Here is a 23,532-nt window from a genome sequence, read left to right as displayed (position 1 = left end):
GCTGAGCGATGGCCCGGCGCCGCTGGCCCGCGTCGCGTGCGTTGCTGTTGGTCGCGGCATGGATGGCGTTGCTGGCAGTGTTGCCGTGGTGGCTGGGCCTGCCGTTGCTGCTGTCGCTCGCCGCCTCGACGGTGTTGCTGCAACATCGCCTGACCGGTGCGCACACCGCGATGATCCGTCGCGCGCTGCGCTGGGGACTGCCCGGCATGTTGTTCGCGCTGCAGCGCAGCCTGGGTGGCGACGTGCTGGCCTGGGGCGCGGCCCTGCTCGGCGCGCTGGCCGGCTACACCCTGCTGGCGGGGCTCGAGGCCTGGCTCGATCGCGAGCTGCGGCGTGCGCCGCCGGCGCCGCCATCGCCCGAATGGCCGGAACTGGCGCTGGCGCCCAGCGGACCGCCGGCGCGGATCATCGAGTTGCAGCCGGTGCGCTGGCAGGCCGTCGTCGATCGTCCGCCCGATCCGCTGGGCGGCAACGTGGTGTGCAGCGATGGCCACTGCCGGCTCGCCACCGGCGAGTGCATCGATGACGTGGGCGACGCGATCGCCTTCAGCGTGTCCGGTCGCTGGCTGGTGGCGCGCCTGCGCGACGAACGCTCGCTGCTGTTGTGGGATCGCCAGCGCGATCGGCGATACCGGTTGCGGCGCTGGCAACTGGCTGGCTGGGACGGCGAGCAGCCCTGGCTGAGCCGTGGCGACGACGCGATGCCACTGGCCTTGCCGGCCGTGCTCGGCAGGGACGACGACGAAGGCTGAGGTCGGAGTCGCGCGATGTCGACGCTTCGAGGTTTTACGTTCACGCGTCACCGCGCATACTTGCCGAATGGATACCCCTGCATTCCATCGCTCGCCGTTCACGCTGCCGCTCAGCGTGGTCGTGGTATCCGCCGACAGCGGTCCGGCCCTGCGCGAATGCGTGCGCAGCATCCTGGCCAGTTCGCAGGCGCTGGAGCTGCTGCTGATCGACAACGACTCGCACGATGGCGTGCCCGAGGCGATCGAGCGCGCCCATGCGCACGACAACCGGCTCAAGGTGATCTACAACCACCGCAACCTCGGCTTCGGCCCCGCGGTGAACCTCGCCTCGCAACAGGCGCAGGGCGATGCGCTGCTGGTGCTCAATCCCGACTGCATGCTGCGCGACGGCGACCTGCAGCGACTGGTCGGCCTGCTGGCCGGCAAGCCGAAGGTGGGATTGATCGGCGCGGTGGTCTGTGATGCCGAGGGTCGCGCCGATCCGGCGTCCTGGCGGCGTGATCCGCTGCTGCAGCGTTCGCTCAACAGCCTGCTCAACCGGGCCGGCGAGAAGGTCAACGTGGACGAGGAGATCCCGCCCCGGCTGATCGAGGCCGAAGCGGTGTCCGGCGCGCTGATGCTGATGCCGCGCGCGCTGTTCCGCCGCATGGGCGGTTTCGACGAAGACTACTTCCTGCACTGCGAGGACCTGGACCTGTGCCGGCGCGTGCGCGACATCGGCTACCAGGTGCTGCTGGCCGGCGACATCCGGATACACCACGGCAAGGGCAGCTCCAGCCGGCACCGTCCGGTGTTCGTCAGCCGGCACAAGCACCGGGGCATGTGGCAGTGGTTCCGCAAGCACGACCCGGCGGCCGACAACCGGCTGGTTTCGGTGACCGTGTGGCTGGGTATCTGGACCCACTTCCTGCTGCAGATTCCCGGGCAGCTGTGGCGGTTGCTGCTGCTGAAGGCCCGCCGCCGGCCGCCGCCGGTCGACAACGAGTAGGCCGCGACACCGCGCGTCGGTTGCGCTAACTTGCCCGCCTCACTGCCCGGCCGCCTTCCCGATGTCCGTCTCCCACCGCCGCCTCACCACGCTGGCCACGCTCGGCCTCATCGCGATGACCGCCGTGTGGGGCTCGACCTTCGTGCTGATCAAGGACGTGGTCGGGCGCATGCCGGTGGCGGACTTCCTGGCCGTGCGTTTCGCCATCGCCGCGGCGGCGATGCTGGTGCTGTTCGCCCGGCCGGTGTGGCGGCTGGGTCGACGCCAGGTGCTGCGCGGCCTGCTGCTGGGCCTGGTCTACGGTTGCGGCCAGCTGCTGCAGACCTGGGGCCTGTCGCTGATCGCGCCAAGTGTAAGCGGCTTTGCCACCGGCATGTATGTGGTGTTCACGCCGATCCTGGCGATGCTGCTGCTGGGCCAGCGCATGGCCGGCATCGTGTGGCTGGCGGTGGCGTTGTCCACGCTGGGCCTTGGCCTGCTGTCGTTGAACGGCGTGTCGGTGGATCTCGGCGTGTGGCTGACCCTGGCCTCGGCCGCGCTGTACGCGCTGCATATCGTGCTGCTCGGCCAGTGGTCGCGACCGGGCGAGGCGTTCGGCCTGTCGGCGGTGCAGATGGTCGCGATCGCGGTGGTCTGCCTGCTCGCCACCGCGCCGCACGGGCCGGTGCTGCCACCCGATCGCGGCGCGTGGCTGGCCATCCTGTACATGGCGCTGATCGCCGGCGCCGGCGCGATGCTGATGCAGACCTGGGCGCAGTCGCACCTGCCGGCTGCCCGCGCCGCGATCGTGATGACCACCGAGCCGGTGTTCGCCGCCGCGTTCGCGGTGTTGCTGGGTGTCGACGCGCTCAGCTGGCGCATGGTCGTCGGCGGCGGGCTGATCCTGGCCGCGATGTACCTGGTGGAGCTGATGCCGCGGCGGCAGGGCGAGGCGCTGCCAGCCGAGGCGGTCCATCACGAGGTGTGAGGGGTGGTTGGATCGGGCCGATCACAGCGTCTTGGTATTTTTGGATCAGGAGCGTTTCGTCCACCTTCGGTGGCCGAGTTACTTCTCTTGAATCGCCAAGAGAAGTAACCAAGAGAAGGCGACCCTCCTCGGCGCTTGCCGGGCTGCGCCCGGCAAGTCCGTGAGTCGCGGCCGGGCTTTTCGACAGGACTCCTGTCCTGGCGAAAAAGGCGCCGGCATCCATGCCGACGCCCCTGCGGGCCTTTCGTCCGCGACTCACCGCCTCACAAGGGGGTGATCAGAGCAAGAGCAACAAGCGATGCCACAAGCTCTTTGTCTGACGAGTGTTCGCTGCTGATCAACCAATTTACCTGCCTCCGCTCCTTTTTCCAGTTGGCTTCTGCCGTGTGTTCGTCGACACTTCCGACGACGATTCGATGAACGGGCATGTCACCCGCCAGGGTGCGGTAAGGTGCCAAGACAGTGCCACCGATCATCAGCGGCTGCGGGGAGATCGCCGCGGGCTCCTTGGTCGCCGGTTGTTCACGCGCAAGAGGCGACAGCGCATGCCCATTTCTTTTGCGTTCGATGGGGACGACGTGATGTGGACTCAGCAATTCGTGAGTCCAGCGGTCTATTTGGACACGTTTGCCATTCGGGCGATCTCCGAGAGTGACGAACTGTCAATGCGGTTTGCCCAAGGCATCCGGGGCCGAAACGGAACCTGGCTCCTGGCGGCCCTTTCCATGGGTGAGTTCGCCCGCTTCGCTGATCCCCGTCATGTCGACCGAGCCGAGTGGTTGCTGGCGCAAGTGGTTCCCTACATTTACCTCTGCCTGTCCGAGCCGGTTGCGGCACGGGCGGCGACGGGAGAAACCACCACAGCGGCGCGACCACTTCCACCAGCCGACCACCGCAATATGGACTTCTTTTCTCGCCGTTGGGCTCAAGCCCAATCCTTCCAGGAAACGTTCCGAGGGATGTTTCAAATAGTCCATGAGAATCGAGACAAGATGGTGGAAACCTTGGACGAGGTTGCATCAACGCTTGTAGCCTCGTTGGGCATCTACCGCCAAAGGGAGCCTTACCGGCGTAAGGCCAAGGCCGCTCGACTAGACGACGGACGCACGCGGCAGCAGATCATTTCGGGCGAATTGTTGCGAGAGCTCATCCTCGATACCAACGCGCCGATCACCAACAACGAGGCGTTGGATTTGATGCACGCGGTGGATGCAGTGGACTGCTGCGACCTGGTGCTTCTGGACAAGGCTTGGGAGCGCAGGGCGAAGGCATTGCATAAACGTATCGCTGAGACGAATACCGATATGCCGATCGCGCAATGCTTCTCCATGAGAAACGGTGGCATCGAGGAGTTCTTGGCCGCGCTTGAGCGCTGGCCAGTATCGTCCCCGTTACCCACCCATTTGGCCTAATGGAGCTCAAGCAAAAGGCGACGGAGGCAATTGAATTGGCTGATCGACTGCCGGCGCTCGCCAGACGAAGCGCCTTTCCCTTCGGCTGTTGCAATTGATCTTGGTCTTCACCCCCTTGTGAGGCGGTGAGTCGTGGCCGACAGGCCCGAAGGGGGATCGGCACGATGCCGATCCCTTTTCGGCAGCACAGGGATGTGCTGTCGAAAAGCCCGGCCGCGACTCACGGACTTGCCGGGTGCAACCCGGCAAGCGCCGAGGAGGGTCGCCTTCTCTTGGTTACTTCTCTTGGCGACTCAAGAGAAGTAACTCGTCCTCCGCAGGAGGTCGAAACGCTTCTATTCGAATCAAACAATGAAACATTTGTCGGGCAGTACTAAAGAACTGCCTGGCCAGATCGCCGTACTACCTCCGCGGCTGCAGCGCGATGCGCACCAGGTAGATGATGATCACCACGTTGCCGAGCAGGGTGGCCAGCTTCAGCCAGCCGAAGTGGTACAGCGTCTCGTACAGTTCCAGCGGAATCAGCGAGCCGGTGGCGATCACGGTGAACCATTCGGCCCAGTGCTTGCCCAGCCACAGGCCCACGCCCTCGATCGCGAACAGCACCGCGTAGCCCAGCGCCACCGCGCCGACCGCCACGAACCTGCTGGGGCCGAAATCCTGCAGCACCTCCACCAGCTTCCAGCGCAGGCCATTGCTGTCGGCCAGCGAAAGATGCTCCAGCCAGTGCACCAGCCGGTCGAAATTCTGCTCGTGGTAGAAGTGGAAGGCGGCCATCGCCACCAGCAGCAGGCAGACGGTCTTGACCATCTCGTAGATGGCGATGATGCGCAGGCCGGCGTGATGCTGTGACGGCGTGGCGGAAGGCGCGGGATGCTTGCGTGGGAACATGGAGGCCAGGCGGTACAGGCAATCCGCCCATTGTCCTCGCCTGGGCCGGGATCGCCAGTGCGCTTTGGCACGGCGATCACCGGGAGAGCATCAGGATTGCGGCGGAATCAGCAGCAGCGCCCGCCGCCGCCCTTGTAGCGGGCTTCCTGCCGTTCGCGGAAGAACTCGCCGTAGCTGGGCACCTTGCGCTCGGGATGATGCTCGCGCAGATGCTTCACGTAGACGTCGTAGTCGGGCACGCCGCAGCACAGGCGGGCGGTTTGCACCGCCCACTTGCGCACGGACCGGAAGGTCGCGTTCATCTCAGCCGGCCACGCTGGTTAGCGCCACGTACGGTTCCTCGTGCGCGGTCGGGTGATTCGCCTTCCAGCCCCTGACCAGCGCGCGCAGGCAGAACGCCACCATCGCCACGATCAGCAGCATGAACAGGCCGGTCAGCGCCATGTCCACGTAGTTGTTGGTGACGATCTGCTGCATCTCGGCCTGGGTCTTCGCCGGAGCCAGCAACTGGCCCTGTTGCATCGCGGCCGAATACTTGTTGGCGGCGGCGGTGAAGCTGATCGGGCCGCTGAGTTTCTGCCAGCCCGCGGTGAGCGTGCAGATGATCAGCCAGATCGCGGGGATGCCCGGCACCCAGACGTAGCGCTCGCGCTTCAGTTTCACCACCACCACGGTCGCCAGCATCAGCGCGATCGCGGCCAGCATCTGGTTGGCGATGCCGAACAGCGGCCACAAGGTGTTGATGCCGCCGAGCGGATCGACCGCGCCCTGGTACAGGAAGTAGCCCCAGATGAACACGCAGATCGCGGTGGCCAGCAGGTTGCCGGTCCACGAGTCGGTTTCCTGCAGCGGCTTGTGGATCAGGCCGGCGATCTCCTGGATCATGAAGCGGCCCACGCGAGTACCGGCGTCCACCGTGGTGAGGATGAACAGCGCCTCGAACAGGATCGCGTAGTGGTACCAGAACGCCATCATGCCGCCGCCGGGGATGATGTTGTGCAGTAGCTGAGCCATGCCCACGGCCAGCGTGGGTGCGCCGCCGGCGCGGCTGAGGATGCTGTTCTCGCCGATGTTCTTTGCCGTCTGGATCAATTCGTCCGGGGTCACCACGAAGCCCCACTGGCTGATCGTGGTGGCGGCGTCCTGCACGGTGGTGCCGATGATCGCGCCCGGAGCGTTCATCGCGAAGTACACGCCCGGGTGCAGCGAGGCGGCGGCGACCAGCGCCATGATCGCCACGAACGCCTCCATCAGCATGCCGCCGTAGCCGACCATGCGCGCCTGGCTTTCGTTGGCCAGCAGCTTGGGCGTGGTGCCCGAGGCGATGATCGAGTGCCAGCCCGATACCGCGCCGCAGGCAATCGTGATGAACAGGAACGGGAACAGGTTGCCGGCGAACACCGGGCCGCTGCCGTCGATGAAACGCGTCACCGCCGGCATCTGCAGCATCGGCGCGGACAGGAAGATCGCCAGCGCCAGCAGCGCGATGGTGCCGATCTTGAGGAAGGTGGACAGGTAATCGCGCGGCGCCAGCAGCAGCCACACCGGCAGCACCGAGGCGCAGAAACCGTAGCCGATCAGCCACCAGGCCAGCGCCTTGGCGTCGAAGTCGAACAGCGGCGCCAGCGTGGCCGACTCGGCCACGAAGCGGCCGGCCCAGATCGACGCCAGCAGCAACAGCAGGCCGATGATCGACACTTCGAGAATCCTTCCCGGCCGGAACCAGCGCAGATAGACGCCCATCAGCAACGCGATCGGAATGGTGGCGGCCACGGTGAAGGTGCCCCACGGGCTGTGCGTCAGCGCCTTGACCACCACCAGGGCCAGCACCGCCAGCACGATCATCATCAGCACCAGCACGCCGATCATCGCCACCAGGCCGGGTACCGGGCCCAGTTCCTCGCGCAACATGTGGCCCAGCGAGCGGGCATCGCGGCGCAGCGACAGGCCGAGGATCATGAAGTCCTGCACCGCGCCGGCAAACACCACGCCGAACAGGATCCACAAGGTGCCGGGCAGGTAACCCATCTGCGCCGCCAGCACCGGACCCACCAGTGGACCGGCGCCGGCAATCGCGGCGAAGTGGTGACCGAACACCACCCACTTGTCGGTGGGCACGTAATCGAGGCCGTCATTGCGCAGCACCGAGGGTGGCGCGCGGGTCGGGTCCAGCTTCAGCACCGAGTGCTCGACGAACTTGCCGTAGAAGCGATAACCGATCACGAAGATCGCGATCGATGCGGCGACCAGCCAGATCGCGTTGATCGGCTCGCCTCGTCGCAGCGCCACCACGCCCAGGCAGAACGCACCCACGATGGCGATGGCGACCCACAATATCTTGCTGGCCGGGCTGGGCTTGGGCATGACGGTGGCTTGCATGGCTGGGCTCTCCTCGGTGGTCGTCCAAGGGTCTGCCCGTCGGGCGGCGGGGTCAATCCCAAAACCCGCAAAGCGGCATTAGCCATTGGTCGAATGGCGCGGCGAAGCCGGTCACGCCATGGGCGGCATGGCAGGGCTACACTGGCCGTCCTGCCGACCACAAAGGAATTCGTCATGCGTATCGCCATTCGCCACGGCGTGCTCGGACTGGCTCTCGTTGCAGCGGTGGTGCCGCTGACGGCGATGGGATCCGGCCAGTTCAAGGACCTTCTGAACAAGGTCAAGCAGTCGACGCACACCTCGAACTCGTCGCAGCTGGGCAGCAACCTGCCGAGCAGCGACATCGCCGCCGGCCTCAAGGAAGCGCTGGCCAAGGGCACCACCAATGCGATCAACAGCCTGGGCCGCGACGGTGGCTTCTGGAACAACAACAAGGTGCGCATCCCGTTGCCGGGCAAGCTCGAACAAGCCGGCAAGCTGGCCCGGCAGTTGGGGCAGGGCGCCAAGGTCGACGCGTTCGAGCTGAGCATGAACCGCGCGGCGGAGAAGGCGGTACCGCAGGTGGCGCAGATCTTCGGCGACGCGATCCGCAAGATGACGCTGAGCGACGCGCGCGGCATCCTCACCGGCGGCGACCACGCGGCCACCGACTTCTTCCGTCGCGTCGCCGGCGACGCGCTGACCGCGCGCATCCACCCGATCGTGGCCAACGCCACCGACAGCGTCGGCGTCACCCAGAAGTACAAGTCGTTCACCTCCGGTGGCACAGGTGGCGAGCTGGGCGGGCTGCTCGGTTCGCTCGGTGGCGGCAAGTCGAACAAGGGTGGCAATGCACTGAACCTGGACGATTACGTCACGACGAAAACCCTGGACGGCCTGTTCACCACCATCGGCGAACAGGAACAGTCGATACGGCACAACCCCGGCGCGCGCACCACCGACCTGCTGAAGAAGGTCTTCGGCGGCTGAAGCCGCTTGCGGCTTCAGCAAATCGGTACGGGCTTTGCCTGGCTTTTTGCTATTGAAGCATCGGCATCGCCGCTTGCATCGACATCGCATCGACCACAAATCATCCAGTAACAGCGTTCAAGGCGAGGCTCCCATGATTCGCGAAATCCTGAAAATGGGCGATCCGCGCCTGCTGCGCGTCGCGCCGATCGTACCCGCCGCGATGATCGGCACGGCCGAACTCGATGCGCTGATCGTCGACATGTTCGACACCATGCATGCCGCCGACGGTGTGGGGCTGGCCGCGCCGCAGATCGGTGTCGACCTGCAGCTGGTGATCTTCGGTTTCGACAACAACGAACGCTACCCCGAGGCGCCGGCGGTGCCGCGCACGATCCTGCTCAATCCGGTGATCACGCCGTTGTCGCAGGACATGGAGGAGGGCTGGGAAGGCTGCCTGTCCGTGCCGGGCCTGCGTGGCGCGGTGAACCGCTACAGCCTGATCCGTTACCAGGGCATCGACCCCCAGGGCGAACGCATCGACCGCCGCGCCGAAGGCTTCCACGCCCGCGTGGTGCAGCACGAATGCGACCACCTGATCGGCCGGTTGTATCCGTCGCGCATCACCGACTTCAGCCGCTTCGGCTACACCGACGTGCTGTTCCCCGGGCAGGAGCTGGGAGACGACTGATGAGAGCCATCTGGAACGACGCCGTGCTGGCCGAAACCGACGATACCGTCGTGGTCGAAGGCAATCACTACTTTCCCGCTGCGTCGTTGCAGCATGAATACTTTCGCGAGAGCGATCATCACAGCGTCTGCCCCTGGAAGGGCACGGCCAGCTACTACGACGTGATCGTCGGTGACGCGGTCAATGCGCAGGCCGCATGGTACTACCCGCACCCGAAGGAAGCCGCCGCGCAGATCGCGGGGCGCGTCGCCTTCTGGAAAGGGATACGCGTCATCGACTGAGGTGCAGTTGCCGAGGCCTCGGCGCTCGTCGATGATGCGGCATCGTCTCGATGCGGCTTCATCCATGCAGACCGTGCCAGCCTCTTCCGGAAACGCCGTCGCGGCGACCGGCGCCCGCAACCCCGGCATCGACCTGTTGCGCGGGCTGGCGATCGTGCTGGTGGTGCTCAACCACCTGGGCTTGCGCATCCCGTTGAAGCAGAGTGTGCTGGCCGACGTGCTGCCGGCATGGTTGCTGAGCCGCCTGAACTACAACGGCTACGAGGCCGTGTTCGTGTTCTTCGTGATTTCCGGCTTCCTGATCGCGGGCAATGCGCTGCGCCGCTGGGGCAGCCTGGAGCGGATCGACCTGCGCGCGTTCTACACGCGGCGCTTCGCCCGCATCGTGCCCTGCCTGCTGGCGCTGATCGTGGTGCTCAGCGTGCTGCACCTGCTGGGCGTACAGGATTACGTGATCCATCGCGAGGGCCAGTCGCTGCCGCGGGCGATCTTCGCCGCGCTCGGCCTGCACCTGAACTGGTACGAAGGCCGGACCGGTTACCTGCCCGGCAACTGGGACGTGCTGTGGTCGTTGTCGATCGAGGAAGTGTTCTACATCGGTTTCCCGCTGGTCTGCCTGGCGACGCGTCGGCGTGGGGTGCTGATGCTGTTGCTGGGCGTGCTGGCGCTGTCGATGCCGTGGACACATGCCGCCTTGCGCGGCAACGAGATCTGGCAGGAGAAGGCGTACCTGCCCGGCATGTCGGCGATCGCCATCGGTGTGCTGGGTGCGCTGCTGGCAGCGCATTGGCGTTTGCCGCCACGGCGCACCAGCGGGTTGCTGGGTTGGCTCGGCGCGGTCGGCCTGATCGCGGCAACGATCTTCGGGGCCGCGATGTGGCACCTGCTTCGCGACGGGTACATGCTGCTGTTGGCGGTGTCGGCGCTGTGCCTGCTGCTGGCCTGCGAACAGCGCCAGCGGCGCGGCCCGTGGCAACCGTGGCGCGGGCTGGACTGGCTGCGTTCGTGGGGGCGGCTCAGCTACGAGATCTATCTGAGCCACATGTTCGTGGTGTTCGCCGTGGTGCGGATTTTCCGGTTGACTGGCGACGATCCGCGTTGGGGGTGCCTGTGGTACCTGCTGGCGTTGCCGTCATGCTGGCTGCTTGGCAAGGCGGTGGAGCGCTGGCTGTCGCTGCCGTGTGAACGCTGGTTGCGTGCACGGCTGCTGCACCCGCGCGCGGCTGCAGGCGCCCCGGTGGCGATGGCGGTCGACTGAGCACTTGTCGGACGCAGTTCATGATGCCGGCCGCGCCAGGTTGGCGTCATGCGGCGTGGTCGCGGCGGGATACGCGTTCTTTGCCGCAGCGCGCCCGTGGCTGTTCAAGTGCGCGCGGGTGTGGACGCCATCTTGACCACGCCCCCTGTAGCTTCGGGAAGTGCAGCGATTGCCGCCGCGGACAGGTTGCGCCCGACCCGACGCTGCATGGCACGAAGAACGCTCCCGGGCGAGCTGCAGGACGTCCGGCCGGAAGAAAGAGAGCTCTGGAACATCGGCAACATGAACCATGCCAAGCCACCACCGTCACGCCACGTAGTCGATTGGGATCATCCCGATCTGAAGCCCCTGCTCGACAGGACGGCGGGATGGGGTCTGGATCATCGGGGCGTGTTCGAGCCCGTTCCGTGTGAACTGCACGTGGGCTGGGGGGCGGCGGTTGGCCGTCCCGCGTCGGTGATGTACGAAGGCGATGGCGTGCTGGTGATCGCGGCGAACTTCGCCATTGCTCCGGCGGAGAATGTCCGGATCGACTACCTGCAGGCAGGCCGCATGCGCTCGCGTTGGGGCGTCGTGGTCGAAGGCCGCGCCGGGCGTCGCGCCGAAGATGCCGAAAACGGCACCCGGGTGTACTGGGTGCACATGCGCTGAGCTTGCGGCGAGGATGCGCGAAGCTCGGTGTGGCGAATCTGCGAGCCGTCCATGGCCCGCCTGTCACCTTGCTCAGTGCTTTTCGACCTGTGCGGCCTGTTCCTTCTCCGCGGCGGCCTTCGCCGATGCGGCATCATCGAACTGCCACGCCGGCTTGTTGGCGTCATCGAGGTTCAATTGTGCGCGCGCAAGTCCATCCGTGCCGTTGAACTGGACATGGGCGGTTTTGGCATCGGTACCCATTTCAAAGGCTGGTCCCCGGGCCTTGGGGTCGCCGTAGTTGATGTACATCCCGGCGAAATTGTCCTCGTCGTCCACCATCAGGCCGATGGCCTCGTACGGGGGCGTGGCGCGATCGAGCGCAATGCCGACGCGTCCGGTGCCCATCGAAGCCATGCCACCGCGCTCGCTGCCCTTGGTGTCGTAAAGCGTCATGCCGTAGTTGTTGTCGTCGCCCCGGCGCTTGTAGGTCTTGCCATCGATATGCAGGGTCGGGGTTTGCCCGACCGCGAGACGGTCGGCGCCGGTCTTGCCGAGGAAGATGATGCCGTCCGAAGCATCGTCCTTGCGGGTGCGGTCCTTGCTGGCCGGCACCGGTGCGCCGATCAGGATGCGGTCGTGGCCCTGGGCATCGGTGATCACCAGGCCCTGCGTGCGGATGATCGCGTCGGGCTTGGCCGACGCCTCCGGTTTGCGCAGCAGGGACATGGCGGCCAGGGCAATCACCGCCAGCAGGGCGACGATCACCAGTACACGCAAACGGGCCACTTCATGTTGCAGGCGATTCCAGTCTTCCATGCGGATGTCGTTCTGGTCAGACATGCGTTGTGTTCCTTGTGGGTAAGGGGGCTGCGCGGTGGGGCGACAGGTGGCCGGCCATCGGCAGATGCCAAGACTACAGCGCTCGCGAACCCCGGGCGCCATCGGAAAACATCGCAGGAAGATGCGATGGCGTAGAGTGGGTCGGGGGCGGAATCCCGCCCGGGAGAATTCTGGTGAAGAAAGAAGATGAAACACACATGCAGATCGTGTCTGCGGACATCAGTTCGGAGTCGCTGACCGGCATGGTGATCTTCCGGCCGCATTGCGTGTCGCGCGCGGGACGCAATCTGGCCGAGGTGGGCAAGAGTGGCAACTGGTATGCCTTGCGGCCGGCCGAGGTGCGCAGCTTTGCGCGCGCGCTGCTTGATGCGGCGGACGCGCTCGACCTGAAGACGAAGATGCAGCACGCGGCGAAGTCCGCCGCGGTGTGACGCATGCGCCGGCTACGCGCCGGCGCATGCCTCATTCAATCGTGCCGATGACGATTGATGGTGTCGCGCAGTTCGCTGGCGGCGGCACGCGCGGCGAGCGCGAAGTCCTCGCCATCTCCCGCATACAGGATCGCCCGCGACGAGCTGATCATCAGACCCGCGCCATCGCCCGTGCGGCCATGGCGCAGCACCGCTTCCACGTCGCCGCCCTGGGCGCCGATGCCCGGTACCAGCAGCGGCATGTCGCCGACCGCCGCACGCACCTTGCCCAGTTCTTCCGGCCAGGTGGCGCCGGTGACCAGGGCGCAGTTGCCGTTCGCGTTCCAGTCGCGGGCGATGGTCTCGGCCACGCGCAGATAGAGCGGTTGCCCACTGCAATCCAGCGCCTGGAAATCCGCGCCGCCTGGATTGGAAGTGCGACAGAGCAGGATCACGCCCTTGTCGGCGCGGTCGAGAAACGGCTGGATCGAATCGCGACCCATGTACGGGTTCAAGGTCACCGCGTCGGCACCGAAGCGCTCGAAGGCTTCGCTGACGTAATGCTGCGCGGTGCTGCCGATGTCGCCGCGCTTGGCGTCGAGGATCACCGGCACGCCGGAATGCTTCGCGTGGATATGCGCGATCAGCCGTTCCAGCGCGTCCTCGGCGCGCAGCGCGGCGAAGTGCGCGATCTGGGGCTTGAACGCGCAGACCAGGTCGGCGGTGGCGTCGACGATGCTCCGGCAAAATTCGAACACTGCGTCAGGCGTGTCGCGCAGGTGTGCGGGAAATTTCGTCGGTTCCGGATCGATGCCCACGCAGACCAAGGTGCCATGTTCGTCCCAGCGCCGCCGCAGGGTGTCTTGGAAGCGCATGGCGTGGATCTCCGGTGAAAAGTGGTCGTGTAGTTTAGCGAAGCGCATTCGGTCACGTGCGTCGCCTTCGCGTTCCCTGTCGTGTCGACGCCTCGCGCAAATCATGGACATCGCTTCGCGCCGGGCGGTGGCGTGCATGTGTACGGCGTTGCCCTGGCTGGCGTTGCGCAGGCGTAAGAGGGGCTCGGGTGCCAGCGGGATCCGGCAGAACAGGCGCCGGAGCGCTCATCCTGTGCGAAACCGATGCCCGAGCGACTTGCGGTGGCCGTCTCCTCGAGATGCCGCCTACCCGGCTTGCTCATGGCTTTTTTGCGCCGCAGCGTGACATCTCGCGTCTTCGGCGCACTAATTTGTCGCAAGGGACTTAGATCGATCCAAATCAAGTGATTCCAGGTCATGTCGCGGTGCGAATGATCCGGACGAATTGATCGGATCAAGGCAGGGAGGAGCAGCGGCGGACAATCGTGCCGAGCCGTCCCTGTTCCAGGCAAACAGCGACGTGCCGCTTTGGCGGCACACGATCCGGGCACTCTCGAAAGTGCGTCCAAGACCTTGAAAGCGCAGGCCACCGTCAAGTCGACAACCCGTTTTGATGGTCAAAATTTAGATCGATCCAATTTCGACAGGGATGGAAAGAACACAACTGCAAATCACGCATCCGGCAGCACGTGATCAACCGGGGGGAATCACCGCTGACTCCAGAAGGACGCACATCAAATGGGGATCAAGAAATGACTCATCTGCCTCACGTCTCTAACCGCAAGCCGTTGTATGCCGCGCTCGCTCTGGTGACCTTGTCGTTTGGCGGGTCCCTGGGGCTGTCCGGGGTTGCCGATGCTGCACAGGTATCGCCGCCGTCCGGAAGCGCGCCAGCGACACCGCCGTCCGGGCAAGCTGCAGACAACGCAAAGGCAACCAGGTCAGGCAAGAAAAAGGCCGCGGAGAAAACAAACCCCACCAATCTGCAAGCGGTCGTCGTTACCAGCTACACGCAGTCGATCGACCAGAACATGCTGGAAAAACGCGATGCGAATTCCATTGTCGAGGTGATCAATGCGCAGAACATCGCGCAGTTCCCCGCCAAGAACATCGCCGATGCCCTTGCGCACGTGCCGGGCGTGGTCATCAGCCGTGAGTCCGGCGAAGGCAAGACGGTCAGCATCCGCGGCCTTTCGCCCGAACTGACACTGACGGAATTGAACGGCAACTACGTAGCCTCGGCCGATACCTCCGCCGGCCTCACGCGCTCGTTCAACTACACGCTGATGCCGTCCAACATGTTCTCGGACATCAAGCTCTACAAGAGCCTGGAAGCGCGCCTGGACGAAGGCGGCATCGGCGGCAACGTGGACCTGCGCACGCGCCGCCCGCTTGAGATGAAGGCGAACGACGGTTTCGTGTCCCTCAACGGGGCGGGCTCCGACAACAGCAGCAGGATCACTCCCCAGGTGTCGGCGCTGTGGTCCTGGAAGAACAAGGACGAGACCTTCGGCGTCCTGGTCGCCGGCACGTACCATAAGCGCCGCGATGTCGACTACACGGCCAACGCGTCGAGCTGGCACTGGTGGAGCAACGACTGCACCGACCACGCCTCGTGTACCGCGCCGCCCACAGACGTGCATGGCAATCCGTACGGCGCCGATGTGGCACCGAACATCGATCTGTGGTCCGGCGGCGGCGTGGTCGACCAGGCCGGCAACGGCTACAACGGTTACTGGATGCCGCAGCAGTTCAGCACCAGCCGGAACCAGCTGGACCTGAAGACCAAGGGCATCCAGGCCACCATGCAGTTCAAGCCCGGTGATCATTTCCTGCTGACGGGCAACTACTTCCGCTTCCAGCGCCAGCAGACCCAGATCACCAACACGCTCGAGATTCCCGAGTGGGGCCTGCCCAGCAACAGCAACTTCACGGACCAGCAGGGCCGGCTGCTGGCGCCCAATGGCCTGACGTTCGACCCGTCGCATACCGTCGTCACCGGCGCGAACTACGTGCTTCCGCCCGCAGGCCAGGGCTGCAACGCGCTGACCAATCCCAGCACCGGTGCGGTGCGCCAGCCGGTGGATGTCTGCTCGACCGAGATCCCGTGGCTCAACGGCAACTATTCCGTCGAGAAGGCCACCTCGCAGACGCTCAACCTCGAAGGCGAGTGGGACAACGGCGGCGCCCTCAGCGGCACGTTCAACATCGGCCGCACCTGGGCGACCGGCGGCCCGTCGATCGAGTTGGGCATGGCGGCCAAGCCGCGCAACTTCGTCAACGGCCAGTGGGTGGACGGCAGCAACGGCGCCGCGTGGACGCTGGACGGCAAGCCGACCATCACCGCCTCGCCGGACGTGCTGCAGAACATGCTGGCAGGTGCGGGACAGGTGGATCTCGGCTCGACCGGCTCCAACATGGTCAACACCGACACCTCGCAGAATTTCGCCCAGGCGGACTTCACGCTGGCTCTCGGTTCCAGCTGGATGCAATCGCTGCAATTCGGCGTCAAGTATCGCGACAACCACGCCGAACAGCAGAGCAACGAGGTCCGCTGGTACTGCAAGGGCACCACGGAGCAGTTCCAGACCTGCGATCCCAATGCCGGCCAGCTGCCGGCCAGCTTTCTCCTGCCGAACCCGCTCGACGGCAACAACGAGGCCTACAACGACAACACCTTCCCGGCGATCAATTTCCCCGCCTACTACAACTACCTCAATTCGACCTATGACCGGGTGATCTACAACAAGCCCCAGAACAAGTCGTCGATCCAGGAAAAGATCTCCGCGGCCTATGTCCAGGCGAACTTCGACACCGGCACGCTGCGCGGCAACGTGGGCCTGCGTTTCGTCAGCACGGAGCAGAACCTCACCGTTGCCGACGAGGTCACCACCAACAACGCGGTGTATTACCACGACGCGGCGGGCAACATCCTGATCTGCCCGGCCTCCGGCGTGAATGCCGGAGGCGGCGCCTGCGCACCGGGCGACTTCCAGTACCTTCCGCGCGAGCAGGCGGTCGTCGAGGCCTACACCAACGCCTCTACCCGCAAGCGCTACAACAAGCTGCTGCCGAGCTTCAACATCGCATGGACCTTCGCCGATGACTTCGTGCTGCGCGCCGCCGGCTCGCAGGCGATGGCCCGCGCCAACTACACCGACCTGGCCCAGCTCGGCAGCCTGACCAACAACACCGTGGACTATTACAACGACCGCAAGCAGTTCGGCGCCCCGCCGCCGGGCTGGTACGGCAGCGGCGCGAATGCGGACCTGAAGCCGTTCACGGCCACCCAGTTCGACCTGGCGGGCGAGTGGTATTACGCGCCGCACTCGGTCGTCGGCATCGACCTGTTCCAGAAGAAGGTGAAGAATTTCGTCGTGCCGGTCACCGTCAACAACATCACGGTGGATGTCGGCGGCACGCAGGAGAATTTCCTGCAGTACAGCACCAACGCCAACGGCCGCTCGGGCACGTCCAAGGGCATCGAGCTCTATACGCAGCACACCTTCGACTCGGGCTTTGGCTACATTGCCAACTACACACTCAACAAGACCAACGAAACCCCCGTTTCGCTGGGCGATACCCAGGTCGGCAAGTCGGAGCTGATCGGCAGCGCCAAGTACGCCGCCAACGTGTCGCTGTTCTATGAAAAGCATGGGCTGTTGTTGCGTGCCAGCGACAACTGGACCGGCCGCACCATGCAGGGCCTGGCCGCGGGGCTGCCCATCTACTCGCAGCCGTACCACCAGATCGATCTGAACGGCGACTACGAGTTCAACAAGCACCTGATGGTGACCGCGTCGATCATCAACCTGACCAAGTCGACGCCCCATTCGTACCTGGGCTCGGACACCCGGGCACGGTTGAACTCGCTGGAGTACGCCGGCCGCCAGTATTACGTGGGCCTGACGTACAAATTCGGCGATGGCGGTTAAGCAGGAAGTACGCGTGGGGCCGGGCCTTGTCGCCCGGCCCCAAGACCGCCCCTCGTTCTGGAAGCCCCATGTTTCCCTCTCTCGCACGTTCCCGCGCACCGTTCCGCAACGGGCGCACCATCCTGGCCGTGATGCTGGCGACCTTCGCGGTCCCATGCATCGCCGCAAACCATCCAGTCCATGGCGGCAGGTCTGCGCAGGAAAAATCAGCTGTCGATGAAGCCAATCCGCTGGTCGGCACCGCACCATTGGACCGGCAGGTGTGGATCGGAAACGCGCCGCCGCCAGGCGAGCCGCTTTACACGGGCATGACCACGCCGGGCGCGAGCCTGCCGGAAAGCGCGACGGAAGCGGCCCCGGTCAACATCAACGCCGACCTCGGCTTCGCCACGGGCGTGCCCGTGGCCTATGACTACCGCCGCCCGGCGATGGTCGGCTTCACCGGCGGCGGTTCGACCTATGGCGCGCGCGGTGAACCCATGGTCATGCCGGTGGTGGGCGACTGGACCGTGCCGCCGGACTACGCGACGTCGTACTACGACAAGGCGACCGAGAAGGCATCACCCGGTTACTACGCGGTCGACCTCGCGACGTTCCACACACGCGCCGAACTCACGGCGACGCAGTGGACCAGCCTGATGCGCTTCACGTTCCCCGAGAGCCACCGCTCGAATGTCGTGGTGAACCTGCGGCGCGGAGGCGGCGACGTCGAGGTGGTCGGTGACCACACCCTGCGTGGTGTCGCCACCGCCGGGCGCCGGGACAGGGACGCGGACGGCCCGTTCTTCGTTGCCGAGTTCTCGCGGTCCTTCGCCCGCTTCGGCACCTTCCGCGCCGAGATCACCGACAAGGACGAAGGGCTGGGCAGGGAAGATGTGCAGGCTGGCCGCCGCAAGATCTCGGGTGATTATGCGGGCGCCTATCTCACCTTCGACACCAGGGCAGGCGAGCAGGTGGTGGTGCGCATCGCCCACGGCCATAGCGCCGAAGAAGCCGAACAGCGGCTGAGGGCGCAGGACAGCGACGCGGACTTCGACCGCGTGCACGCCAGGGCGCGTGCGGCGTGGGCGCAACTGTTCGATCGCGTCGAGGTGACCGGGGGCACGCCGAAGCAGCGCACGCTTTTCTATTCCACGCTCTACCACTCCTTTGCCAGCCCGCGCATGATCGCCCGCAAGGGTGAGCACTATACGGACGCCGACGGCCATGACCAGGTCGCGGACTACGATCACTACGGGCCGGTGCCGTTCTGGGATACGGGACGCAACCAGATCACCTTGCTGATGTTGCTTCAGCCAAATGTCGTGAAGGACATCATGCGTTCCGAGCTGGACCGCGCCCGCGAGCGCGGCTACATGAACACCTCGTTCCATGGCGACCACGCGGTGTTCCTCTACGACGGTGCGTGGCAGCGCGGCATCGATTTCGATTACGCCGGCGCCTACGAGTACCTGCGCAAGAACGCCACCGATCCGAAGGGGCCGCGTGGCTACCTGGCCGAGTATGCAAAGCAGGGCTGGATCTCCGACGTCGTGCCGGACGGAAACCCCAGCCCGCCTTACGCCGGTGGCAAGGCGGGCGTCGCCACCACGCTTGAATACGCGTGGGATGACCATGCACTGGCGGATTTCGCTCGACGGCTCGGCAAGACGGAGGATGCGGCGATGTTCGAGCGCCGCGCTTCGAACTACCGCAACGTATTCGATCCGTCGGTCGGCTTCATGCGCGGCAGGACCGCCGACGGCAAGTGGATCTCGCCGTTCGATCCGGCCGAGCCGTACTACAACTTCATGATGAAGGAAGCGTCGGGGTGGTCCACGCTGTGGCTGGTGCCGCATGACGTGCAGGGTTTGATCGACCTGCTCGGCGGACGCGACGCGTTCAATGCCAAGCTCGATGCGTTCTTCTCCACGCCTTACCAGCCCCAGGGCATCTGCCGCGACTGCACGGGCGTGATCGGCCAGTACGTGCAGGGCAACCAGCCGGACCAGCAGGCGGCCTATCTCTATGCCTGGAGCGGCCAGCCCTGGAAGACGCAGGCGCTGACGCGCCGCATCCTCGCCGACTTGTATGGCAGCGATGCCACCGGCTACGGCTACCCCGGCATGGACGACCAGGGCTCCACCTCATCCTGGTACGTGCTCAGCGCGATGGGCTTCTATCCGGTCGATCCCTCCAGCCCCGACTACATCCTCGGCAGCCCGATCTTCGACCGGGTCCGCCTGCGCATGGGCAACGGCAAGGTGCTCGAGATCGACGCGCGCAACAATTCGGCGAAGAACATCTACATCCAGTCCGCGACGCTCAACGTCAAGCCGTGGACCAGGCCCTGGTTCAGCCATGCGGACATCGCCAACGGCGCCACCCTGGTGCTCACGATGGGTCCCGAGCCGAACAAGGCCTGGGGCGCCGGCCCGCACGATGCGCCGCCTTCCATGACGGCGCGGGGCGAGACTCACGAGGAATAGCAGATGACGTGGAGCATCAAGACATGGCGTGCGCGCGCCTGGATCGGCATGACCGTGGCCATGGGTTTTGCGTCGATGGCGATGGCGGCGGACAAGCCTGCCACGTGGAGCGGCAAGGTGGCGCCGCTGGCGACACCGTGGACGGCCGAAGTGTCGCCCGGCAACGCGTTGCCCGACTATCCGCGGCCGCAGCTGGCGCGCCCGTCACTGGAACATCCCCGGTGGATGAGCCTGAACGGCCTGTGGCAGTACGCGGCGGTTGACGGTCGCACGGCGCCGCCGTTCGGCCAGGCGCTTAAGGACTCGGTGCTGGTGCCGTATCCGATCGAATCGGTGCTCTCGGGCGTGCAGATGCATGCGGACTTCATGTTCTACCGGCGACTGGTGGACGTCCCGGCGGACTTCACGGCGCACGGCCAGCATGTGCGGCTGAACTTCGGCGCGGTGGCCCAGGACGCCACGGTGTATGTCAACGGCAAGCAGGTGGTCCGGCATACGGGCGGCTATACGTCCTTCGGCGCGGACATCACGCAGGCGCTTCGCCCGCAAGGCCCGCAGGAGATCGTCGTCGCGGTGCATGCGCCGGTGGACGGCGCCAATGTGATGGTCGGCAAGCAGCGGCTGAAACCCGAAGGCATCTTCTACACCGCGGCCTCGGGCATCTGGCAGTCGGTGTGGCTGGAACCGGTGCCGGCGACCAGCCTGGCGCAACTGACCTTCACGCCGGCGCGCAGCCTGGACGCCTTCACGGTGACTGCGAAGCTGCAAGGCGGTGGCGAGGACGCCACGCTGCATGTCGTCGCCTACGCGAATGGCAAGGCGGTGGGCGAGGCGAGCGGACCGGCCGGCAAGCCGCTGCGCCTGGCCATCGGTCATCCGCGCCCGTGGAGCCCGGCGGATCCCTTCCTGTACATCTTCAAGGCCACCCTCGCCAAGGGCGATCAACGCGATGAAGTGACCAACTATGCCGGCTTGCGCACGATTGCCGTGGAGAAGGTGGGTGGGCGCAACCGCATCGTGCTGAACGGCAAGCCGACCTTCCTGCTGGCCACACTGGACCAGGGCTACTGGCCGGACGGCATCTACACCGCGCCCACCGACGCGGCGCTCAGGTTCGACATCCGCAAGACCAAAGACTTGGGCTTCAACACCATCCGCAAGCACATCAAGGTGGAGCCGGCACGCTGGTACTACTGGGCCGACCGCATCGGCATCATGGTGTGGCAGGACCTGCCGGCGCTGCCGATCGGGAGCAACGACAAACTCAGCGATGCCGACAAGGCCGGTTTCCGCACCGACGTCTCGGCGATCATCGAGCAACTCAAGGGCGAAACCTCGATCATCGGCTGGATTCCGTTCAACGAGGGCTGGGGTCAGTGGAGCATCCCGGCCGCCGCCGAGCTGGCAGCGCAGATCAGGCAGCTCGATTCCTCGCGTCTGGTCGATGCGCGTAGCGGTGCCAATTGCTGCGACACCAAGGGAGATCCGCACGCCGGCGACGTCTACGACGTGCATGACTACCAGGGCCCCGGCCTGCCCAGCCCGGACGCGACGCGCGCCTCCATGGACGGTGAGCATGGTGGCCTGACCCTGGGCGTTCCCGGTCATGTCTGGCCCAACACGGCCATCAACCCGTACGGCGATGTGAAAGACAGCGCGGCGCTGACCGCCGGCTACGTCGCCAATACCGCCGTGCTGCGCGACAAGGGTCCAGCCATCGGTGTGTCCGGCAGCGTCTATACGCAGATCACCGACGTCGAAGGCGAGCACAACGGCTTGTTCACCTACGACCGCAAGGTCGAGAAGGTGGACGCTGCCAAGGTGCGTGCGATCAACGCGGAGACGATACGCGCCAATGGGCAACCCTGAGACTCGCGTGCGGCAGGTCCCGGCCCCTTCGCCCGCCTGCCGCCACGGCTGAACCGACGGGCGCGATAGCGCCCGACCCGGTCAGGGCGCCAGCAGGGTTTCAAACGATCTTCCCGCCGTTCGACATCCGGCGGGTTCGCGATTTTCCGTCAGGCGGGCGAGGGTGCCGCCAGTTCAGGCAGGCGATCAGGCCAGCTTCTTGTACTTCACCCGGTGCGGTCGCGCGCCTTCGTCACCGAGCCGGCGCTTCTTGTCGGCTTCGTACTCGTTGTAGTTGCCGGGGAAGAACTCGACGTGCGAGTCGCCCTCGAACGCGATGATATGGGTGGCGATGCGGTCAAGGAACCAGCGGTCATGCGAGATCACGATCGCGCTGCCGGGGAATTCCAGCAACGCGTCTTCCAGTGCGCGCAGGGTTTCCACGTCCAGGTCGTTGGACGGTTCGTCGAGCAGCAGCACGTTGCCGCCCTGCAGCAGGGTCTTGGCCATGTGCAGGCGGCCGCGTTCGCCGCCGGACAGGCTGCCGACGATCTTCTGCTGGTCGGTGCCCTTGAAGTTGAAGCGGCCGATGTAGGCGCGCGACTGGATCTCGAAGTTGCCGATGGTGAGGATGTCCGAACCGCCGGAGACTTCCTGCCACACGTTGTTCTTCGGATCGAGCGCGTCGCGCGACTGGTCGACGTAGGCCAGCTTGGTGGTGTGGCCCAGCTTCACCTCGCCGGTGTCCGGCGTTTCCTTGCCCATGATCATCTTCATCAGGGTGGACTTGCCGGCGCCGTTGGGACCGATCACGCCGATGATCGCACCCGGCGGCACCTTGAACGACAGGTCCTCGATCAGCACGCGGTCGCCGAACGACTTGGTCACGTTCTTGAACTCGATCACTTCCTGGCCCAGGCGCTCGCCCGGCGGGATGAAGATTTCATTGGTTTCGTTGCGGCGCTGGTAGTCGACCGAGTTCAGTTCCTCGAAGCGGGCCAGGCGAGCCTTGCCCTTGGACTGGCGGCCCTTGGCGGCCGAACGCACCCATTCCAGCTCCTTCGCGATCGCCTTCTGGCGCGACTTCTCCTGGTTCGCTTCCTGCTTCAGGCGGGCGTCCTTCTGCTCCAGCCACTCGGTGTAGTTGCCCTTCCACGGAATGCCGCGGCCGCGGTCGAGTTCGAGGATCCACTCGGCGGCGTTGTCGAGGAAGTAGCGGTCATGGGTGACCGCCACGACGGTGCCCGGGTAGTCGTGCAGGAATTTTTCCAGCCAGTCGACCGACTCGGCGTCCAGATGGTTGGTCGGTTCGTCGAGCAGCAGCATGTCCGGCTTGGACAGCAGCAGGCGGCACAGCGCCACGCGGCGCTTTTCGCCGCCGGACAGCGGGCCGATGACGGCGTCCCAAGCGGGCAGGCGCAGCGCATCGGCGGCCACTTCGAGCTGGCGTTCCAGCGCATGCGCGTCGTTGGCGGCCAGCAGGTTTTCCAGCTGTTCCTGTTCCTTGGCCAGCTTGTCGAAATCCGCGCCGTCTTCGGCGTAGGCGGCGTAGACCTCTTCCAGTCGCTTCTGCGCGTCGAGGATCACGGAGACGCCTTCCTCGACCACTTCGCGCACGGTCTTCTCGGGATTCAGGTCTGGCTCCTGCGCCAGGTAGCCGATCTTGGTGCCCGGTTGCGCGCGCGCTTCGCCCTGGAAGTCGGTATCCACGCCGGCCATGATCTTCAGCACGGTGGACTTGCCCGCGCCGTTGACGCCGAGCAGGCCGATCTTCGCGCCGGGGAAGAAGCTGAGCGAGATGTCCTTGATGATCTGCCGCTTCGGCGGAACGATCTTGCTGACACCGTTCATGGTGTAGATGTACTGCGAGCTCATGCAACCTCCGAAAGCGGGCACCACGCCGCCGACAGGCGGGCGCGGAAAGGGAATTCACCAAACCGCGCATTATAGGCGAGGAGGGGTCAGAGTGCCTTTTCG

At 65.5% G+C, this 23,532-nt stretch carries 19 protein-coding genes; 13 read left to right on the top strand and 6 right to left on the bottom strand.

Annotation, left to right across the window (positions count from 1 at the left end; all coding sequences use genetic code 11):
* Positions 1 to 8: 8 nt before the first annotated feature.
* From AC3A56_RS04240 to AC3A56_RS04225, 4 genes are all read left to right on the top strand, one after another.
* On the top strand, positions 9 to 752 hold the full coding sequence (locus tag AC3A56_RS04240; protein WP_487769434.1) for a hypothetical protein: 744 nt from the start codon (positions 9 to 11) through the stop codon (positions 750 to 752).
* 67 nt (positions 753 to 819) lie between these two features.
* Complete coding sequence (locus tag AC3A56_RS04235; RefSeq protein WP_056717467.1) at positions 820 to 1,740, top strand: glycosyltransferase family 2 protein; 921 nt, start codon at positions 820 to 822, stop codon at positions 1,738 to 1,740.
* Positions 1,741 to 1,801: 61 nt separating this feature from the next.
* The gene (locus AC3A56_RS04230; RefSeq protein ID WP_487769433.1) at positions 1,802 to 2,707 is read left to right on the top strand and encodes a DMT family transporter; all 906 of its coding nucleotides are present in this window, start codon (positions 1,802 to 1,804) and stop codon (positions 2,705 to 2,707) included.
* Positions 2,708 to 3,252: 545 nt separating this feature from the next.
* Positions 3,253 to 4,119 carry a hypothetical protein gene (locus tag AC3A56_RS04225; RefSeq protein WP_157598787.1) on the top strand — a complete coding sequence of 289 codons (867 nt, stop codon included), beginning with the start codon at positions 3,253 to 3,255 and terminating at the stop codon, positions 4,117 to 4,119.
* A 402-nt stretch (positions 4,120 to 4,521) separates the two neighbouring features.
* Here the strand turns inward: AC3A56_RS04225 and AC3A56_RS04220 are convergent, their stop codons facing one another.
* The 3 genes from AC3A56_RS04220 to AC3A56_RS04210 all read right to left on the bottom strand — a co-directional run bounded on the left by AC3A56_RS04220 (position 4,522) and on the right by AC3A56_RS04210 (position 7,389).
* Positions 4,522 to 5,010: a DUF2127 domain-containing protein gene (locus AC3A56_RS04220; RefSeq protein WP_487769432.1), complete on the bottom strand. Its 489-nt coding sequence runs from the start codon at positions 5,008 to 5,010 to the stop codon at positions 4,522 to 4,524.
* Positions 5,011 to 5,117: 107 nt separating this feature from the next.
* A complete protein-coding gene (locus AC3A56_RS04215; RefSeq protein WP_056717469.1) occupies positions 5,118 to 5,312 on the bottom strand; it encodes a YbdD/YjiX family protein in 195 nt (64 codons plus the stop codon).
* Position 5,313: 1 nt separating this feature from the next.
* Positions 5,314 to 7,389, bottom strand: a complete 2,076-nt coding sequence (locus AC3A56_RS04210; protein ID WP_487769431.1) for a carbon starvation CstA family protein — start codon at positions 7,387 to 7,389, stop codon at positions 5,314 to 5,316.
* A 174-nt stretch (positions 7,390 to 7,563) separates the two neighbouring features.
* Here AC3A56_RS04210 and AC3A56_RS04205 point away from each other — a divergent pair, with 174 nt between their 5' ends.
* From AC3A56_RS04205 to AC3A56_RS04185, 5 genes are all read left to right on the top strand, one after another.
* Positions 7,564 to 8,358, top strand: a complete 795-nt coding sequence (locus AC3A56_RS04205; RefSeq protein WP_487769430.1) for a DUF4197 domain-containing protein — start codon at positions 7,564 to 7,566, stop codon at positions 8,356 to 8,358.
* Positions 8,359 to 8,491: 133 nt separating this feature from the next.
* The gene (gene def / locus AC3A56_RS04200) at positions 8,492 to 9,028 is read left to right on the top strand and encodes a peptide deformylase (protein ID WP_056717472.1); all 537 of its coding nucleotides are present in this window, start codon (positions 8,492 to 8,494) and stop codon (positions 9,026 to 9,028) included.
* A complete protein-coding gene (locus tag AC3A56_RS04195) occupies positions 9,028 to 9,309 on the top strand; it encodes a DUF427 domain-containing protein (protein ID WP_157599232.1) in 282 nt (93 codons plus the stop codon). The genes def and AC3A56_RS04195 overlap by 1 nt, the downstream gene beginning before the upstream one ends.
* A gap of 64 nt (positions 9,310 to 9,373) precedes the next feature.
* Positions 9,374 to 10,567, top strand: a complete 1,194-nt coding sequence (locus AC3A56_RS04190; protein ID WP_487769429.1) for an acyltransferase family protein — start codon at positions 9,374 to 9,376, stop codon at positions 10,565 to 10,567.
* A 282-nt stretch (positions 10,568 to 10,849) separates the two neighbouring features.
* On the top strand, positions 10,850 to 11,218 hold the full coding sequence (locus AC3A56_RS04185) for a hypothetical protein (RefSeq protein ID WP_487769428.1): 369 nt from the start codon (positions 10,850 to 10,852) through the stop codon (positions 11,216 to 11,218).
* 72 nt (positions 11,219 to 11,290) lie between these two features.
* Here the strand turns inward: AC3A56_RS04185 and AC3A56_RS04180 are convergent, their stop codons facing one another.
* Positions 11,291 to 12,040 (bottom strand): hypothetical protein, encoded by a 750-nt coding sequence (locus AC3A56_RS04180; protein WP_487769427.1) that lies wholly within the window; start codon positions 12,038 to 12,040, stop codon positions 11,291 to 11,293.
* Positions 12,041 to 12,237: 197 nt separating this feature from the next.
* Between AC3A56_RS04180 and AC3A56_RS04175 the strand changes: the two genes are divergently transcribed.
* The gene (locus AC3A56_RS04175) at positions 12,238 to 12,471 is read left to right on the top strand and encodes a hypothetical protein (protein WP_056717476.1); all 234 of its coding nucleotides are present in this window, start codon (positions 12,238 to 12,240) and stop codon (positions 12,469 to 12,471) included.
* Between the two features lie 35 nt (positions 12,472 to 12,506).
* Here the strand turns inward: AC3A56_RS04175 and pyrF are convergent, their stop codons facing one another.
* Positions 12,507 to 13,325: an orotidine-5'-phosphate decarboxylase gene (gene pyrF, locus AC3A56_RS04170; protein ID WP_056763972.1), complete on the bottom strand. Its 819-nt coding sequence runs from the start codon at positions 13,323 to 13,325 to the stop codon at positions 12,507 to 12,509.
* Positions 13,326 to 14,056: 731 nt separating this feature from the next.
* On the opposite strand from pyrF, the gene AC3A56_RS04165 reads away from it, so the two are divergent.
* The 3 genes from AC3A56_RS04165 to AC3A56_RS04155 all read left to right on the top strand — a co-directional run bounded on the left by AC3A56_RS04165 (position 14,057) and on the right by AC3A56_RS04155 (position 21,576).
* Complete coding sequence (locus tag AC3A56_RS04165) at positions 14,057 to 17,239, top strand: TonB-dependent receptor (protein WP_487769426.1); 3,183 nt, start codon at positions 14,057 to 14,059, stop codon at positions 17,237 to 17,239.
* Between the two features lie 68 nt (positions 17,240 to 17,307).
* Positions 17,308 to 19,707, top strand: a complete 2,400-nt coding sequence (locus tag AC3A56_RS04160) for a GH92 family glycosyl hydrolase (protein ID WP_487769425.1) — start codon at positions 17,308 to 17,310, stop codon at positions 19,705 to 19,707.
* Positions 19,708 to 19,710: 3 nt separating this feature from the next.
* On the top strand, positions 19,711 to 21,576 hold the full coding sequence (locus AC3A56_RS04155) for a glycoside hydrolase family 2 protein (protein WP_487769424.1): 1,866 nt from the start codon (positions 19,711 to 19,713) through the stop codon (positions 21,574 to 21,576).
* A 186-nt stretch (positions 21,577 to 21,762) separates the two neighbouring features.
* Here the strand turns inward: AC3A56_RS04155 and ettA are convergent, their stop codons facing one another.
* Complete coding sequence (gene ettA, locus AC3A56_RS04150; protein WP_056717481.1) at positions 21,763 to 23,430, bottom strand: energy-dependent translational throttle protein EttA; 1,668 nt, start codon at positions 23,428 to 23,430, stop codon at positions 21,763 to 21,765.
* Positions 23,431 to 23,532: the final 102 nt, after the last annotated feature.

Source organism: Rhodanobacter sp. Soil_C_14 (assembly GCF_057657335.1).
The sequence above is the reverse complement of the archived record's forward strand: the minus strand, read 5'-3'. Positions and strand labels throughout refer to the sequence as shown.

Coding starts and splice junctions, on each gene's coding strand:
- AC3A56_RS04240 (WP_487769434.1), top strand. CDS start 9: ATGGCCCGGCGCCGCTGGCCCGCGTCGCGTGCGTTGCTGTTGGTCGCG.
- AC3A56_RS04235 (WP_056717467.1), top strand. CDS start 820: ATGGATACCCCTGCATTCCATCGCTCGCCGTTCACGCTGCCGCTCAGC.
- AC3A56_RS04230 (WP_487769433.1), top strand. CDS start 1,802: ATGTCCGTCTCCCACCGCCGCCTCACCACGCTGGCCACGCTCGGCCTC.
- AC3A56_RS04225 (WP_157598787.1), top strand. CDS start 3,253: ATGCCCATTTCTTTTGCGTTCGATGGGGACGACGTGATGTGGACTCAG.
- AC3A56_RS04220 (WP_487769432.1), bottom strand. CDS start 5,010: ATGTTCCCACGCAAGCATCCCGCGCCTTCCGCCACGCCGTCACAGCAT.
- AC3A56_RS04215 (WP_056717469.1), bottom strand. CDS start 5,312: ATGAACGCGACCTTCCGGTCCGTGCGCAAGTGGGCGGTGCAAACCGCC.
- AC3A56_RS04210 (WP_487769431.1), bottom strand. CDS start 7,389: ATGCAAGCCACCGTCATGCCCAAGCCCAGCCCGGCCAGCAAGATATTG.
- AC3A56_RS04205 (WP_487769430.1), top strand. CDS start 7,564: ATGCGTATCGCCATTCGCCACGGCGTGCTCGGACTGGCTCTCGTTGCA.
- def (WP_056717472.1), top strand. CDS start 8,492: ATGATTCGCGAAATCCTGAAAATGGGCGATCCGCGCCTGCTGCGCGTC.
- AC3A56_RS04195 (WP_157599232.1), top strand. CDS start 9,028: ATGAGAGCCATCTGGAACGACGCCGTGCTGGCCGAAACCGACGATACC.
- AC3A56_RS04190 (WP_487769429.1), top strand. CDS start 9,374: ATGCAGACCGTGCCAGCCTCTTCCGGAAACGCCGTCGCGGCGACCGGC.
- AC3A56_RS04185 (WP_487769428.1), top strand. CDS start 10,850: ATGAACCATGCCAAGCCACCACCGTCACGCCACGTAGTCGATTGGGAT.
- AC3A56_RS04180 (WP_487769427.1), bottom strand. CDS start 12,040: ATGTCTGACCAGAACGACATCCGCATGGAAGACTGGAATCGCCTGCAA.
- AC3A56_RS04175 (WP_056717476.1), top strand. CDS start 12,238: ATGCAGATCGTGTCTGCGGACATCAGTTCGGAGTCGCTGACCGGCATG.
- pyrF (WP_056763972.1), bottom strand. CDS start 13,325: ATGCGCTTCCAAGACACCCTGCGGCGGCGCTGGGACGAACATGGCACC.
- AC3A56_RS04165 (WP_487769426.1), top strand. CDS start 14,057: ATGACTCATCTGCCTCACGTCTCTAACCGCAAGCCGTTGTATGCCGCG.
- AC3A56_RS04160 (WP_487769425.1), top strand. CDS start 17,308: ATGTTTCCCTCTCTCGCACGTTCCCGCGCACCGTTCCGCAACGGGCGC.
- AC3A56_RS04155 (WP_487769424.1), top strand. CDS start 19,711: ATGACGTGGAGCATCAAGACATGGCGTGCGCGCGCCTGGATCGGCATG.
- ettA (WP_056717481.1), bottom strand. CDS start 23,430: ATGAGCTCGCAGTACATCTACACCATGAACGGTGTCAGCAAGATCGTT.